This window comes from Herbiconiux sp. 320_LB (assembly GCF_059691755.1).
The window spans coordinates 104,229-119,726 of the sequence record NZ_JCAWAD010000005.1 but is presented as its reverse complement, the minus strand read 5'-3'; the positions used below and the strand labels follow the sequence as shown (position 1 = coordinate 119,726).

General features: G+C 67.2%; 14 protein-coding genes. 13 read left to right on the top strand and 1 reads right to left on the bottom strand.

Features of this window, described 5'->3' with window-relative positions:
- The first annotated feature begins 8 nt into the window (after nucleotides 1–8).
- Nucleotides 9–3,887: a DNA-directed RNA polymerase subunit beta' gene (rpoC, locus tag AC59HU_RS14010; RefSeq protein WP_497224034.1), complete on the top strand. Its 3,879-nt coding sequence runs from the start codon at nucleotides 9–11 to the stop codon at nucleotides 3,885–3,887.
- A 153-nt stretch (nucleotides 3,888–4,040) separates the two neighbouring features.
- On the opposite strand, the gene AC59HU_RS14005 is transcribed toward rpoC, so the two are convergent.
- Nucleotides 4,041–5,135: an FAD-dependent oxidoreductase gene (locus AC59HU_RS14005; RefSeq protein ID WP_497224033.1), complete on the bottom strand. Its 1,095-nt coding sequence runs from the start codon at nucleotides 5,133–5,135 to the stop codon at nucleotides 4,041–4,043.
- Between the two features lie 135 nt (nucleotides 5,136–5,270).
- Between AC59HU_RS14005 and AC59HU_RS14000 the strand changes: the two genes are divergently transcribed.
- From AC59HU_RS14000 to rplW, 12 genes are all read left to right on the top strand, one after another.
- Nucleotides 5,271–6,482 (top strand): DMT family transporter, encoded by a 1,212-nt coding sequence (locus AC59HU_RS14000; protein ID WP_497224032.1) that lies wholly within the window; start codon nucleotides 5,271–5,273, stop codon nucleotides 6,480–6,482.
- Between the two features lie 292 nt (nucleotides 6,483–6,774).
- Nucleotides 6,775–7,149 (top strand): 30S ribosomal protein S12, encoded by a 375-nt coding sequence (gene rpsL, locus AC59HU_RS13995; protein ID WP_056734914.1) that lies wholly within the window; start codon nucleotides 6,775–6,777, stop codon nucleotides 7,147–7,149.
- The gene (gene rpsG / locus AC59HU_RS13990; protein ID WP_066041196.1) at nucleotides 7,149–7,619 is read left to right on the top strand and encodes a 30S ribosomal protein S7; all 471 of its coding nucleotides are present in this window, start codon (nucleotides 7,149–7,151) and stop codon (nucleotides 7,617–7,619) included. Before rpsL ends, rpsG begins: the two co-directional genes overlap by 1 nt.
- A 48-nt stretch (nucleotides 7,620–7,667) precedes the next feature.
- Nucleotides 7,668–9,782, top strand: coding sequence for an elongation factor G (gene fusA / locus AC59HU_RS13985; protein WP_497224031.1), 2,115 nt, complete (start codon nucleotides 7,668–7,670; stop codon nucleotides 9,780–9,782).
- A gap of 113 nt (nucleotides 9,783–9,895) precedes the next feature.
- Nucleotides 9,896–11,086 (top strand): elongation factor Tu, encoded by a 1,191-nt coding sequence (tuf, locus tag AC59HU_RS13980; protein ID WP_497224030.1) that lies wholly within the window; start codon nucleotides 9,896–9,898, stop codon nucleotides 11,084–11,086.
- Between the two features lie 108 nt (nucleotides 11,087–11,194).
- The gene (locus AC59HU_RS13975) at nucleotides 11,195–11,407 is read left to right on the top strand and encodes an antitoxin (RefSeq protein WP_497224029.1); all 213 of its coding nucleotides are present in this window, start codon (nucleotides 11,195–11,197) and stop codon (nucleotides 11,405–11,407) included.
- 32 nt (nucleotides 11,408–11,439) lie between these two features.
- Nucleotides 11,440–12,405: a DNA topoisomerase IB gene (locus AC59HU_RS13970; protein WP_497224028.1), complete on the top strand. Its 966-nt coding sequence runs from the start codon at nucleotides 11,440–11,442 to the stop codon at nucleotides 12,403–12,405.
- A gap of 82 nt (nucleotides 12,406–12,487) precedes the next feature.
- Nucleotides 12,488–13,258: a fructosamine kinase family protein gene (locus AC59HU_RS13965; protein ID WP_497224027.1), complete on the top strand. Its 771-nt coding sequence runs from the start codon at nucleotides 12,488–12,490 to the stop codon at nucleotides 13,256–13,258.
- Between the two features lie 264 nt (nucleotides 13,259–13,522).
- Nucleotides 13,523–13,831, top strand: a complete 309-nt coding sequence (rpsJ, locus tag AC59HU_RS13960; protein ID WP_022895514.1) for a 30S ribosomal protein S10 — start codon at nucleotides 13,523–13,525, stop codon at nucleotides 13,829–13,831.
- Nucleotides 13,832–13,854: 23 nt separating this feature from the next.
- The gene (rplC, locus tag AC59HU_RS13955) at nucleotides 13,855–14,511 is read left to right on the top strand and encodes a 50S ribosomal protein L3 (RefSeq protein WP_497224026.1); all 657 of its coding nucleotides are present in this window, start codon (nucleotides 13,855–13,857) and stop codon (nucleotides 14,509–14,511) included.
- Between the two features lie 3 nt (nucleotides 14,512–14,514).
- A complete protein-coding gene (gene rplD / locus AC59HU_RS13950) occupies nucleotides 14,515–15,174 on the top strand; it encodes a 50S ribosomal protein L4 (protein WP_497224025.1) in 660 nt (219 codons plus the stop codon).
- Nucleotides 15,171–15,476, top strand: coding sequence for a 50S ribosomal protein L23 (gene rplW / locus AC59HU_RS13945; RefSeq protein WP_497224024.1), 306 nt, complete (start codon nucleotides 15,171–15,173; stop codon nucleotides 15,474–15,476). The genes rplD and rplW overlap by 4 nt, the downstream gene beginning before the upstream one ends.
- The last annotated feature ends 22 nt before the right edge of the window (nucleotides 15,477–15,498 follow it).

Sequence of the window (15,498 nt, the reverse complement as noted above, 5' to 3'; positions counted from 1 at the left end):
AAGGAAAATTGCTCGACGTAACAACTTTTGATGAGCTGCGGATCGGCCTCGCAACGGCCGACGACATCCGCAAGTGGTCGCACGGTGAGGTCAAGAAGCCCGAGACCATCAACTACCGCACGCTGAAGCCCGAGAAGGACGGCCTCTTCGGAGAGCAGATCTTCGGACCGAGCCGTGACTGGGAGTGCTCCTGCGGCAAGTACAAGCGAGTGCGCTTCAAGGGCATCGTCTGTGAGCGCTGCGGTGTCGAGGTCACGAAGTCGTCGGTGCGCCGCGAGCGCATGGGCCACATCGAGCTCGCCGCCCCGGTCACGCACATCTGGTACTTCAAGGGCGTCCCGTCGCGCTTGGGCTACCTGCTCGACATGGCGCCGAAGGACCTCGAGAAGGTCATCTACTTCGCCGCGTACATGATCATCTCGGTGGATGAGGACGGCCGTCACGAAGACATGCCCGGCCTCGAGAACGAGCTGCGCCTCGAGATCAAGACGCTGGCCGACCAGCGCGATGCCCGCATCGCCGACCGTCTGTCGCGTCTGGAGACCGACCTCGCCGACCTCGAGAACGAGGGCGCCAAGGCCGACCAGAAGCGCCGCACGAAGGATGGCGCCGAGAAGGAGATGTCGCAGACCCGCAAGGCCTACGACGACCAGATCTCCCAGCTCGAGCGCGTCTGGGAGGACTTCCGCAACCTCAAGGTCGGCGAGCTCAAGCCCGAGGACGCGATCTTCCACGAGCTGCAGGACCGCTACGGCATGTACTTCGAGGCCTACATGGGCGCCGAGGCCATCAAGAAGCGCCTCGAGGCCTTCGACCTCGCGACCGAAGGCGAGAACCTCCGCCTGCAGATCGCCGAGGGCAAGGGTCAGAAGAAGATCCGTGCCATCAAGCGTCTGCGCGTGGTGAGCTCCTTCCTGGCCACCGGCAACTCGCCGGCCGCCATGGTGCTCGACGTCGTCCCGGTGATCCCGCCGGAGCTGCGCCCGATGGTGCAGCTGGACGGTGGCCGCTTCGCGACCAGCGACCTGAACGACCTGTACCGCCGCGTGATCAACCGCAACAACCGTCTCCGTCGACTGCTCGACCTCGGCGCTCCCGAGATCATCGTCAACAACGAGAAGCGGATGCTGCAGGAGGCCGTCGACGCCCTGTTCGACAACGGCCGCCGCGGTCGTCCCGTCACGGGTACCGGCAACCGCGCCCTGAAGTCCCTGAGCGACATGCTCAAGGGAAAGCAGGGTCGTTTCCGCCAGAACCTGCTCGGAAAGCGCGTCGACTACTCGGGCCGTTCGGTCATCATCGTCGGTCCGCAGCTCAAGCTGCACCAGTGCGGTCTGCCCAAGCAGATGGCGCTGGAGCTGTTCAAGCCGTTCGTGATCAAGCGCCTGATCGACCTGAGCCACGCTCAGAACATCAAGGCCGCGAAGCGCATGGTCGAGCGCAGCCGTCCGCAGGTGTGGGACGTGCTCGAGGAGATCATCCGCGAGCGCCCCGTGCTGCTGAACCGCGCACCGACGCTGCACCGCCTCGGCATCCAGGCCTTCGAGCCTCAGCTCGTCGAGGGCAAGGCGATCCAGCTGCACCCGCTCGTCTGCGCCGCGTTCAATGCGGACTTCGACGGTGACCAGATGGCCGTCCACCTGCCGCTGTCGGTCGAGGCCCAGGCCGAGGCCCGCATCCTGATGCTCGCGTCGAACAACATCCTGAAGCCGTCCGACGGCCGCCCGGTGACCCTGCCCACGCAGGACATGATCATCGGTCTGCACCACCTGACGACGATCAAGGAAGGCGCGATCGGCGAGGGCCGTGCGTTCTCCACCGTGTCCGAGGCGATCCTCGCCAAGGACCAGGGTTCGCTCGACCTCAACGCGCTGGTCAAGATCCGGATGAACGACGTCCACTTCGGTGAGGGCGAAGGCCCCGAGGGCTACACCGGCGGGCCCGTGCTCGTCGAGACCACCCTCGGTCGCGCGCTGTTCAACGAGGCGCTGCCGGCGGACTACCCGTACATGCAGCAGGTCGCCGACAAGGGCGCGATCTCCGCGATCGTCAACGACCTCGCGGAGCGCTACCCCAAGGTGGAGGTCGCCGCGTCGCTGGACCGCATCAAGGACGCCGGTTTCTACTGGGCCACGCGTTCCGGTGTGACCGTCGCGCTCTCGGACATCCTGACGCCTCCCACCAAGCGGGAGATCGTCGCGGGCTACGAGAAGCAGGCCGCCAAGGTCCAGGCGCAGTTCGAGAAGGGTCTCACGACCGACCTCGAGCGTCGCCAGGAGCTCATCCAGATCTGGACGAAGGCCACCGACGAGGTCGCCGCAGCCATGCGCGCGAACTTCCCGGTCGACAACACGATCAACCGCATGGTCACCTCGGGTGCTCGCGGTAACTGGCTGCAGGTGCGCAACATCGCCGGCATGCGAGGCCTCGTGAACAACCCGAAGGGTGAGATCATCCCTCGTCCGATCATCTCCTCGTACCGCGAGGGACTGTCGGTGGCGGAGTACTTCATCGCGACCCACGGTGCTCGTAAGGGTCTGGCCGACACGGCTCTCCGTACGGCCGACTCGGGCTACCTGACCCGTCGTCTCGTCGACGTCTCGCAGGATGTCATCATCCGCGAGCCCGACTGCGGCACGACGCGTGGTCTCGACCTGCCGATCGCGATCGAGGGCGCCGACGGCGTCTGGACCCGCGACGACAACGTCGAGAACTCGGTCTACGCCCGCTCGCTCGCCGCTGACGCGGTGAACGAGGCCGGCGAGGTCGTGGCCGAGGCCGGAGACGACGTCGGAGATGTGCTGATCGACAAGCTGGTCGCCGCGGGCGTCCGCACCATCAAGGTGCGTTCGGTCCTGACCTGCGAGTCGGCCGTCGGTGTGTGTGCGGCCTGCTACGGCCGCTCGCTCGCCACGGGCAAGCTCGTCGACATCGGCGAGGCCGTCGGCATCATCGCGGCCCAGTCGATCGGTGAGCCCGGTACCCAGCTCACGATGCGTACCTTCCACACCGGTGGATCGGCTTCGGCCGACGACATCACGCAGGGTCTTCCCCGCGTGCAGGAGCTCTTCGAGGCCCGTACCCCCAAGGGTGCGTCGCCCATCGTCGAGGCCGCCGGTCGCGTCACGATCGAAGACACCGACCGCAGCCGCAAGGTGATCCTCACGCCCGACAACGGCGACGAGCCGATCGCCTACCCGGTGCTCAAGCGTGCGACCCTCCTCATCGAGGACGGGCAGCACGTCGAGCTCGGGCAGCAGCTCATCGTCGGCGCCGTCGACCCGAAGGAGGTCCTTCGTGTCAAGGGCGTCCGCGAGGTGCAGAAGCACCTCGTCGGCGGTGTGCAGGGCGTCTACCGCTCGCAGGGTGTCCCGATCCACGACAAGCACATCGAGGTCATCGTCCGACAGATGCTCCGCAAGGTCACCGTCGTCGAGCACAGCGACACCGATCTGCTGCCGGGTGAGCTCGTCGACCGGTCGCGGTACACCGAGGTGAACCGCGCCGCTGTCGCCGAGGGCAAGAAGCCCGCATCGGCTCGCCAGGAGGTCATGGGTATCACCAAGGCGTCCCTCGCGACCGAGTCGTGGCTGTCGGCCGCGTCGTTCCAGGAGACCACGCGTGTTCTCACGCAGGCCGCCATGGAAGGCAAGTCCGACCCGCTGGTGGGCCTGAAGGAGAACGTGATCATCGGAAAGCTGATCCCGGCCGGTACCGGTCTCCAGAAGTACCGCGACGTCACCGTCGAGGCGACCGAAGAGGCCAAGGCCGAGCGCTACCCGAACCGCATCTTCACGGATGACTCGGTGTTCTCGGAGGCGGATCTCTCGTTCGTCGACTTCGACAGCTTCTCGAGCGACGACTACACCCCCGGTACCTACAACTAGTAGGTGCTAGCTGCGTCAAAGGGCCTCTCACCTGCGGTGAGGGGCCCTTTGCCGTTCGCGCCGGTCCCCGCCCGGCGCGAAGCGACATGTTCGCGTGCGGTCGCTGGCGCGGCCGCGCGCTCACCCTGGGTCGGCGAGTACGGCCCGCCGCTCTCAGTCCCGCCCGGCGCCGGTCAAGAGGGCGAGGACCTGGGCGGCTACCAGGCGGCCGGCGCGGTTCGCGCCGATCGTGGAGGCCTGGGGGCCGTAGCCGGCCAGGAAGAGGCGGGGCTCGCGCGTCACGCGGCCGCGCTCGACCGCGATCCCACCCGCGTGCTCGCGCAGGTGCAGCGGGGCCAGGTGCTTGAGCTCGGCCCGGAACCCCGTGGCCCAGATGATGTCGTCGGCGGGCACGAACGAGCCGTCGGCGAATCGCACGCCCTCCGGCTCGACCGAGGTGAACATCGGATGCGCGGCTAGCGCCCCGCGATCGATCGCGGCCCGGATCGCGGGTGTCGCCACCAGCTTCGTGCCGCTGACGATGCTGGGCAGGGGAAGGCCCTGGCGGGCCGCCTCGTCCTGCGCCGCGACCGCCGCGATGCCGTTCTCCTGAGCGAGCCCGTCGCCCTCCACGAACTCCACGGTGCGGCGGGTGACCCACGTGGTCGCCGCGGCCACGCCCTCCAGCTCGCGCACGAACCCGACCGCCGACGTCCCGCCGCCGACCACGACGACCCGGCGGTCGCGGAAGTCCTCGGCGTCGACGTAGTCGACCGTGGTCCACTGCCGGCCGAGGAAGGTCTCGTCGCCGCGCACCCGTGGCCGGAAGGGCGCCCCCCAGGTGCCGCTGGCGTTGACCACGGCCTCGGCCTCGATCACGCCCTGGTCGGTGACCACGCGGAGCCGGTCGCCGGCATCCTCCACGGCCGTCACGGCGACCGGACGACGGACGTCGAGCCCGTAGGCCTCCTCGAACCGGCGGTAGTAGTCGGCGACGACCTCGCGGGCCGGCACCGACGCATCCGCCGTCTCGAAGCTCAGGCCGAGCTCGGCCATGCCCGGGAGGTCGTTCACGCGGTGGGCGTCTCCGAGTCGCAGCGACTCCCAGCGGAACTGCCACGCGCCACCGGTGCCGGGCCCGCGGTCCAGGATCACGAGGTCCTCTCCGGGGCGGAGCCCCCGGCGCTGCAGGTGGTACGCCACCGAGAGGCCGGCCTGGCCCGCGCCGATGATCACGACCCGGGTGCGGCGGGGGAGGGGACTGTCCATGCCGATCAGAACGTCCGGAGCGGTCTGCGTGTTCCCCGGCCCCGCATCCCCGACCGCGGCCCGACCCGTTGTTAGAGTGTCGCCAGCACCCCTCCGGGGCGCGGACAGGCCACCCGGGCCGTGAGGAGCAGCCAGATGAGCACCGACGACCGTCAGAGCGATCAGCCGGAGTTCCCGATGCGGGATTCCGAAGGGCGCCTCATCGACCCCGAGCGGTCCGCGGACGAGCACGAGGCCCGCGAGGGCGCCGCCGGGTCCGTCGAGCCCGCCACCGGTCAGCGTCTGCCCGACATGCCCGCGTGGGATGCCCCGGCCGGCCCGGCCGTCGTCATCCCCGAGCCGATCCGGATGCCCGCCGACGACGCCGCGATCGAGCGTGCGGAGGCGGCGTCCCGCGACGAGGATCGCGCGGAAGAGCGTCGCGAGGAGACGTCCGGCGCCACGACCCGCGACCCGATCGGCGGCCCGTACGTCGTCGGAGAGAGCGGATCCCCGATCTCCGACCCGGACGTCCAGGCCTACGACCGCCAGCCCCAGGGCGGCCCCTACGTGACCGCTTCCGAGCCGGCCGAGGAGTCCCCTCGCGAGGCTCTGCGTCCCTCGGAGCCCGAACCCGAGCGCACCCCCTACCCCGCGGCCGCCTACGCCCCCGCCGCGGCGGCGGCCTACGGCTCGACCGCACCCGTCGGTGCCGACGGCCGTGCGGCCACGGGCCCGACCGCGCCCGGTGAGACCTTCCCCGCCTACCTGGCGGCGCCCCAGCCCCTCGTCGCGCCCGTCCCGCCGCGGGCGAAGGGCAACCGCGGCGCCGGCAGCCTGATCGCCCTCGCCGGCACCGTGCTGTTCGGCATCGTCTACGCCGGCGTCGCGTTCCTCATCATCCTGGCCAACCTCAGCGGTTCGGCTGCGGTCTCGGCCTTCACCTCCTTCCTCCTGAGCGCCGCCTTCATCGTCCCGGTCGTGGTGTTCGCGCTGGCCCTCATCCTGATCGTGCTGATCGTGAACCGGGCGGGCTGGTGGGCCTACGTGCTCGGCGGCTTCCTCGTGGCCGTGCTCGTCTACTTCGGCTCCCTCGCCGGCGCCCTCATCCACGTCCAGGCCTGGGCCTGGCAGCCCCAGGAGCAGTACGACTTCGTGCGCTCGCTCACCATGGATCCGCTCACCCTGGCCGCGGCGATCGTCGCCCGCGAGGCCGCGATCTGGACGGGAGCGTTCATCGCCCTCCGCGGCCGCCGGGTCAAGGCCCGCAACCTGACGGCGCGCGAGGAGTTCGACGCCGCGCAGCGCGAGGCGCGGGAACGCGAGGAGGCGCTCCGCGATCCTGCGGCGCCCAGCACGACCTGGTAGCATCACCAGGTCCCGTCCCCTCGTCATCCGACCGGGCGTCATTTGACCGGGACGGTTTCAGAAGCTATTATTTTCCGGGTGTGTGCATACTTGCATGCCCAGATTTTCGAGCAAAGTAAGACTGAAAAGTCTCCACCGCTCTTCCAACCAGCGATACCAGAGCCATTTTGTACCGCCGGTGGGTCCAAACGAACCCGACACGCCACCAACGGCGTGCGCAGGGCGTGAACGAACGGGTTCCGGATGTCCGTGCCCGACAGACACTGAGCGTGACGAATACAAGGAGTAAGTAGTGCCAACCATTCAGCAGTTGGTCCGCAAGGGTCGCACCCCGAAGGTCACCAAGACCAAGGCGCCCGCCCTCAAGGCCAACCCCCAGCAGCGCGGCGTGTGCACCCGTGTGTACACCACCACCCCCAAGAAGCCGAACTCCGCGCTTCGCAAGGTCGCCCGCGTCAAGCTGTCGAACGGCACCGAGGTCACCGCTTACATCCCCGGTGAGGGCCACAACCTGCAGGAGCACTCGATGGTGCTCGTGCGCGGCGGTCGTGTGAAGGACCTCCCCGGCGTTCGCTACAAGATCATCCGCGGCGCGCTCGACACGCAGGCCGTGAAGAACCGCAAGCAGGCTCGCAGCCGTTACGGCGCGAAGATGGAGAAGAAGTAATGCCTCGCAAGGGTCCCGCCCCGAAGCGTCCCGTTGTCGCCGACCCCGTCTACGGCGCCCCGATCGTCAGCCAGCTGGTCAACAAGATCCTGCTCGACGGCAAGAAGGCCACCGCTGAGCGCATCGTCTACGACGCGCTCGAGGGTGTCTCGGCCAAGAACAGCCAGGACGCGGTCGTCACGCTGAAGAAGGCGCTCGACAACGTGCGCCCCACGCTCGAGGTCCGCAGCCGCCGCGTCGGTGGTTCGACCTACCAGGTGCCGATCGAGGTCAAGCCTCACCGCGCCAACACCCTCGCGCTCCGCTGGCTCACCACCTACGCCAAGGCCCGCCGCGAGAAGACGATGACCGAGCGTCTCACCAACGAGATCCTCGACGCGTCGAACGGTCTGGGCGCCGCTGTCAAGCGTCGCGAAGACACCCACAAGATGGCCGAGTCGAACAAGGCCTTCGCGCACTACCGCTGGTAGTCCGAACCTCGTTCGTCGCCTCAACTCTTTACCTTTCGGAGGAAATCCGTGGCACAGGACGTGCTCACCGACCTGAACAAGGTCCGCAACATCGGCATCATGGCTCACATCGATGCCGGCAAGACCACCACGACCGAGCGCATCCTGTTCTACACGGGAATCACGCACAAGATCGGTGAGGTCCACGACGGCGCTGCCACGATGGACTGGATGGCGCAGGAGCAGGAGCGTGGCATCACGATCACCTCTGCTGCGACGACCTGTTTCTGGAACAAGAACCAGATCAACATCATCGACACCCCCGGTCACGTCGACTTCACCGTCGAGGTGGAGCGCTCGCTCCGCGTCCTCGACGGCGCCGTCGCCGTGTTCGACGGCAAGGAGGGCGTCGAGCCCCAGTCCGAGACGGTGTGGCGTCAGGCCGACAAGTACAACGTGCCCCGCATCTGCTTCGTCAACAAGATGGACAAGCTGGGCGCCGACTTCTACTTCACGGTCGACACCATCATCAACCGTCTGGGTGCCAAGCCCCTCGTGATCCAGCTCCCGATCGGTGCCGAGTCGTCCTTCGAGGGCGTCATCGACCTGGTCGAGATGCGTGCGCTCACCTGGCGCGGCGACGCCAAGGGTGACGTGCAGATGGGTGCCAAGTACGAGATCGAGGAGATCCCGGCCGACCTCAAGGAGAAGGCCGACGAGTACCGTCAGCTCCTCCTCGAGACCGTCGCCGAGACCGACGACGCTCTGCTGGAGAAGTTCTTCGGCGGTGAGGAGCTCACGGTCGCCGAGATCAAGGGCGCCATCCGCAAGCTGACCGTCAACAGCGAGATCTACCCCGTGCTCTGCGGCTCGGCGTTCAAGAACCGCGGCGTGCAGCCGATGCTGGACGCGGTCGTCGACTACCTGCCGTCGCCGCTGGACGTGCCGGCCACCGAGGGTCACGACATCCGCGACGAGGAGATCGTCGTCGAGCGTCACCCCGACCCGAAGGACCCGTTCGCGGCCCTCGCGTTCAAGGTCGCCGTGCACCCCTTCTTCGGTCGTCTCACCTACATCCGCGTGTACTCGGGTCACCTCGACTCCGGCGGACAGGTCATGAACTCGACCAAGGGCAAGAAGGAGCGCATCGGCAAGATCTTCCAGATGCACTCCAACAAGGAGAACCCGGTCGACTCGGTCACCGCCGGTCACATCTACGCGGTCATCGGCCTGAAGGACACCACCACCGGTGACACCCTCTCCGACCCGTCGAACCAGATCGTGCTCGAGTCGATGACCTTCCCGGAGCCCGTGATCGAGGTCGCGATCGAGCCGAAGACCAAGGCCGACCAGGAGAAGCTGGGTGTCGCCATCCAGAAGCTCGCTGAGGAGGACCCGACCTTCCGCACGGAGCAGAACCAGGAGACCGGCCAGACGGTCATCAAGGGAATGGGCGAGCTCCACCTCGACATCCTGGTCGACCGCATGAAGCGCGAGTTCAACGTCGAGGCGAACGTCGGAAAGCCACAGGTGGCCTACCGCGAGACGATCCGCAAGACCGTCGAGCGTCACGACTACACGCACAAGAAGCAGACCGGTGGATCCGGCCAGTTCGCGAAGATCCAGATCGCCATCGAGCCCCTCGAGGTCACGGCGGAGACGATCTACGAGTTCGTGAACAAGGTCACGGGTGGCCGCGTGCCGCGCGAGTACATCCCCTCGGTCGACGCCGGTATCCAGGATGCGCTGCAGGTCGGCGTGCTCGCCGGATACCCCATGGTGGGCGTCAAGGCCACGCTGCTCGACGGTGCTTCGCACGACGTCGACTCCTCGGAGATGGCGTTCAAGATCGCCGGTTCGATGGCGTTCAAGGAAGCGGCCCGCAAGGCCAGCCCCGTGCTGCTCGAGCCGCTGATGGCCGTCGAGGTCCGTACGCCCGAGGAGTACATGGGCGACGTGATCGGCGACCTGAACTCCCGTCGTGGCCAGATCCAGTCCATGGAAGACGCTTCCGGCGTCAAGGTGGTCCGTGCGCACGTCCCGCTGTCGGAGATGTTCGGCTACATCGGCGACCTGAGGTCCAAGACCTCCGGCCGCGCGGTGTACTCGATGACCTTCGAGAGCTACGCCGAGGTCCCGAAGGCTGTGGCCGACGAGATCATCCAGAAGAACAAGGGCGAGTAACACCCGAGTTCTGCGGGCCTCGTAGGTTCGCGTAAAGTATCAACAAACCCCCGCCTGATCCCGGATGCAATCCAGCACCCGGTGTCCGGCATGAGAGTCCTGAGGAGGACCTAGTGGCTAAGGCCAAGTTCGAGCGGACCAAGCCGCACGTCAACATCGGAACGATCGGTCACGTTGACCACGGTAAGACCACTCTTACCGCTGCCATCTCGAAGGTCCTGGCGGACAAGTTCCCGTCGGCGACCAACGTTCAGCGCGACTTCGCGTCGATCGACTCCGCTCCTGAGGAGCGCCAGCGCGGCATCACGATCAACATCTCGCACGTCGAGTACGAGACGCCCAAGCGTCACTACGCTCACGTGGATGCCCCTGGTCACGCCGACTACATCAAGAACATGATCACCGGTGCTGCTCAGATGGACGGCGCGATCCTCGTGGTCGCCGCCACCGACGGCCCGATGGCTCAGACCCGTGAGCACGTCCTGCTCGCCAAGCAGGTCGGCGTGCCGTACCTGCTCGTCGCCCTGAACAAGGCCGACATGGTGGATGACGAGGAGATCCTGGAGCTCGTCGAGCTCGAGGTCCGCGAGCTGCTCGCCGGCCAGAACTTCGACGAGGACGCACCGGTCGTGCGCGTCTCGGGCCTCAAGGCCCTCGAGGGTGACGAGAAGTGGACCCAGTCCATCCTCGACCTCATGGACGCCGTCGACGAGTCCATCCCGGACCCGATCCGCGACAAGGACAAGCCGTTCCTGATGCCGATCGAGGACGTCTTCACGATCACCGGTCGTGGAACCGTCGTGACCGGCCGCGCCGAGCGTGGAACCCTCGCCATCAACTCCGAGGTCGAGATCGTCGGCATCCGCCCGACGCAGAAGACCACGGTCACCGGTATCGAGATGTTCCACAAGCAGCTCGACGAGGCCTGGGCCGGCGAGAACTGTGGTCTGCTCCTCCGCGGCACCAAGCGCGAGGACGTCGAGCGCGGTCAGGTCGTCGTCAAGCCCGGTTCGGTCACCCCGCACACCGAGTTCGAAGGGACCGCCTACATCCTGTCGAAGGATGAGGGTGGCCGTCACAACCCCTTCTACACGAACTACCGCCCGCAGTTCTACTTCCGTACCACGGACGTCACCGGTGTCATCACGCTGCCCGAGGGCACCGAGATGGTCATGCCCGGCGACACCACCGACATCTCGGTCACGCTGATTCAGCCGATCGCGATGGAGGATGGCCTCGGCTTCGCGATCCGTGAGGGTGGCCGCACCGTCGGTGCCGGTACCGTCACGAAGATCCTCAAGTAGTACCTGCAACACGTAGTACCTGCAGTTCAGAGAAGGGCCGCACCTCCGGGTGCGGCCCTTTTCGTGTTCCCCCTTCTGCTCGACGTGGCGGAGGAGCACGATGGTGTCATGGCTGGATTCGACGACATCACCAAGAAGGCCCAGGAATTCCTCAACGACGACAAGGTCAAGGACGCCCTGAAGAGCGAGAAGGCGGAGGACGTCAGCGACAAGCTGCTCGACGCCGTCTCGGGCGCGGCGAAGAAGGTGACCGGGGGCGCGCACGACGACAAGATCGACTCCGCGCGCGAGGCCGCCGACAAGCGCGTCGGCAACGAATAGCCTGATCGGCGCATCCGTACTTAGATGGGGAGATGCCCCGCCTTCGCCGCTCTGATTCCTCGGGACGGGGGATCCGCCGCCTGAAGTCCGGCCGGGGGTTCACCTACCGCGACGACGCGGGGGTGACCGTCACCGACCCCGAGCTCCGGGCCCGGATCGAGCACCTCGCCATCCCGCCGGCCTGGACGGACGTCTGGATCGCCCCGTTCGCGAACGGCCACATCCAGGCCACCGGGGTCGACTCGGCGGGCCGTCGGCAGTACATCTACCACCCGACCTGGCGCGAGCAGAAGGACCGGATCAAGTACGACCGGGCCCTCGCCCTCGCCGAATCCCTCCCCGCGGCACGCCGACTCGTGACGATCGACCTGCGGAAGGACGGCTATCCGCGTGAGCGCGTGCTGGCCGCCGGCTTCCGGATGCTCGACACCGGCTCGCTGAGGGTCGGCAACGAGCGCTACGCCCAGCAGCACGGCAGCTACGGCCTGACCAGTCTGCTCTGCGAGCACGCCACGGTCTCCGGCACCGTCGTCAAGCTGGAGTTCCCGGCCAAGAGCGGCGAGGAGTGGTCCTCCGAGATCACGGACGAGGATCTCGCCCACGTGGTGCGGAGCCTCAAACGCCGGGGGCCGCTGGCCCGGCTGCTCGCGTGGAAGAACGAGGGCACGAAGACCTGGCACCCGGTCGACCCGGCCGAGATCAACGAGTACGTGCGCGAGCGCACCGGCGGGGACTTCACCGCGAAAGACTTCCGCACGTTGCACGGTACGATCGCCGCGGCCGTGAGTCTCGCCAAGCACGGGCCGGAGGAGAAGAAGACGGCTCGGGCCCGCGCACTCACCCAGGCCATGCGCGACGCCTCGGCCGTGCTCGGCAACACCCCGGCCATCGCGAAGAAGAGCTACGTCGACCCCCGGGTCGTCGACCACTACGCGGCGGGCGAGATCATCGATCCGCGGCGCCCGGAATCCGAGCTGCGCGCCCTGCTGTTCGAGTAGACGACGATCGTGGAGCCCCTCCTCGTCGGAACGTCTTCTGGGCGACACGTGTGCGAAACGTGGGGAGCCTAGCGTGGAGTCCGTGTTCACCAAGAGCGACCCGGCGGCACCCGAGGGCTTCTACGAGGCGGAGGCCGCGGGCCTCGCCTGGCTCGCGGACACCGGGGGAGTGCCGTGCGTGGAGGTCGTCGACGTGCGACCCGGCGCCATCGAGCTGGCCGAGCTGCGCGAGACCCGCCCGAGCCGGGAGGCGGCCCGCCGGTTCGGGGAGCTGCTCGCGCGGACCCACGCCGCGGGTGCGCCGGCGTTCGGCTCCCCGCCCGCGGGGTGGGACGGGCCGTGCTTCATCGGCCGACGGGAGATGTCGGTCACGCCCTGGTCGGAGTGGAGCGAGTTCTACCCTCGGGAGCGGGTGCGCCCCTATGCCGAGCAGGCGGTCGCGCGCGGCAACCTCTCCGCCGACGGCTTCCAGACCGTGGTCCGGGCCTGCGAGCTCATCCGGTCCGGGATCTTCGACGACGGCGAGCCGCCGGCCCGCCTGCACGGCGACCTCTGGTCGGGCAACGTCATGTGGACCGGGCACGGCGTCGTGCTGATCGACCCGGCGGCCCACGGCGGACACAGGGAGACCGACCTGGCGATGCTGGTGCTCTTCGGGGCGCCCTTCCTCGACGACATCCTGGCGGCGTACGACAAGGCCGCGCCCCTGAAGCCGGGCTGGCACTCGCGGGTGCCGCTGCACCAGCTCTTCCCCCTGGCGGTGCATGCCGTCGGCCATGGTCCCTCCTACGGCGACGAGCTCGAGCGGGCCGCGGAAGCGGTGCTCCGGGGCGCCGCCGGAGACCGGCACTGAGCCGCGACACGCCCGGGTTGCAACTGGGCCGTGGATGTGGCAAACTCGTCTAGTTCAACATTTCGGGCCGCCTTGCGCGTGCCTTGATCACTGTCTTGGCAGTGCATAGTCCTCGAGATTAGGCCGCAGGCAGCAGAACGAAGCTTAATCGCAACCTCCTCCTTCATCTAGGTGAAGTGTGTGTGCGCGCGGTGCTTGATAGCAGAACAGTGGGCGTCCAATGCAGTCGAGGCTGTATGACGCGAGACAGAGAGAGAGTCACACATGGCGGGACAGAAGATCCGCATCCGACTTAAGTCGTATGACCACGAGGTCATCGACACCTCGGCGCGCAAGATCGTCGACACGGTCACCCGCGCAGGAGCGACCGTCGTCGGCCCCGTGCCGCTTCCGACGGAGAAGAACGTGGTAGCCGTCATCCGTTCGCCCCACAAGTACAAGGACAGCCGCGAGCACTTCGAGATGCGCACGCACAAGCGCCTCATCGACATCATCGACCCGACGCCGAAGGCCGTCGACTCGCTCATGCGTCTCGACCTCCCCGCCGACGTCAACATCGAGATCAAGCTCTGAGCGGGAAGGACCAGTAGATAACAATGGCTACCACCGCTAAGACTTCCAAGGGCCTGCTCGGCAAGAAGCTCGGCATGACCCAGGTGTGGGACGAGAACAACCGTCTCATCCCCGTGACCGTCGTCGAGGTCTCCCCGAACGTCGTCACCCAGATCCGCACCCCGGAGCGCGACGGCTACTCGGCCGTCCAGATCGCCGCCGGTCAGATCGACCCCCGCAAGGTGAACAAGCCGGCCACCGGCCACTTCGACGCCGCGGGTGTCACCCCCCGTCGCCACATCACCGAGATCCGCACCGCGGATGCGGCCGACTACACCGTCGGCCAGGAGCTCACCGCCGAGGGCGTCTTCGAGGCCGGCCAGAAGGTCGACGTCGTGGGCACCTCGAAGGGCAAGGGCTTCGCCGGTGTCATGAAGCGCCACAACTTCAAGGGTGTCTCCGCTTCGCACGGTTCGCACCGCAACCACCGCAAGCCCGGCTCGATCGGTGCGTCCTCGACGCCCAGCCGAGTCTTCAAGGGCATGCGCATGGCAGGCCGCATGGGTGGCGAGCGCGTCACCGTGCTCAACCTGGTCATCCACTCGGTCGACGCCGAGAAGGGCCTGCTGCTGGTCAAGGGTGCCGTTCCCGGTGCCAAGGGCCGCCTCGTTTTCGTTCGCAACGCAGTGAAGGGGGCGTAGTTCATGGCTACCGCAACTAACACGCTCGATGTGCTCGACGTCTCCGGCAAGAAGTCCGGCTCCGTCGAGCTGCCCGCCGAGATCTTCGACGTGCAGAGCAACATCCCGCTCATCCACCAGGTCGTCGTCGCCCAGCTCGCCGCCGCCCGCCAGGGAACCCACAAGACCAAGCGTCGTGGTGAGGTCTCCGGTGCCGGCCGCAAGCCGTTCAAGCAGAAGGGAACCGGTCGCGCTCGTCAGGGTTCGATCCGCGCCCCTCAGATGACCGGTGGTGGCATCGTCCACGGACCGGTGCCCCGCAACTACTCGCAGCGCACCCCCAAGAAGATGATCGCCGCGGCTCTGCTCGGCGCTCTCTCGGACCGCGCCCGCGGTGGCCGCGTGCACGTCGTCGAGTCCCTCTCGCAGGGCGAGGCGCCGTCGACCAAGGCCGTCGTCGAGTTCCTCTCGACCGTCGCAACGTCCAAGCACGTGCTGATCGTGCTCGAGCGCACCGACGAGCTGAGCCTCAAGAGCGTCCGCAACATCCCGACCGTTCACGTGCTGCCTGCAGACCAGCTGAACGCCTACGACGTCCTCGTCTCCGACGACATCGTCTTCACCAAGGGTTCGTTCGACTCGTTCGTCGCGTCGAAGACCAAGAAGGAAGAGGTTTCCGCATGAGCAACGCCGCGTTCAACAAGGACCCGCGTGACATCATCCTCGCGCCGGTCGTCTCCGAGAAGAGCTACGGCCTGATCGACGAGGGCAAGTACACCTTCGTCGTCGACCCCCGCTCGAACAAGACCGAGATCAAGCTCGCCATCGAGAAGATCTTCAAGGTCGAGGTCGCGTCGATCAACACGCTCAACCGCACGGGCAAGACCCGCCGCACCAAGTTCGGTCAGGGCAAGCGCAAGGACACCAAGCGCGCGATCGTGACCCTCAAGTCCGGCTCCATCGACATCTTCACGGCCGTCGGCTAGGCCCGGAAGCTAGAGGAAAAGA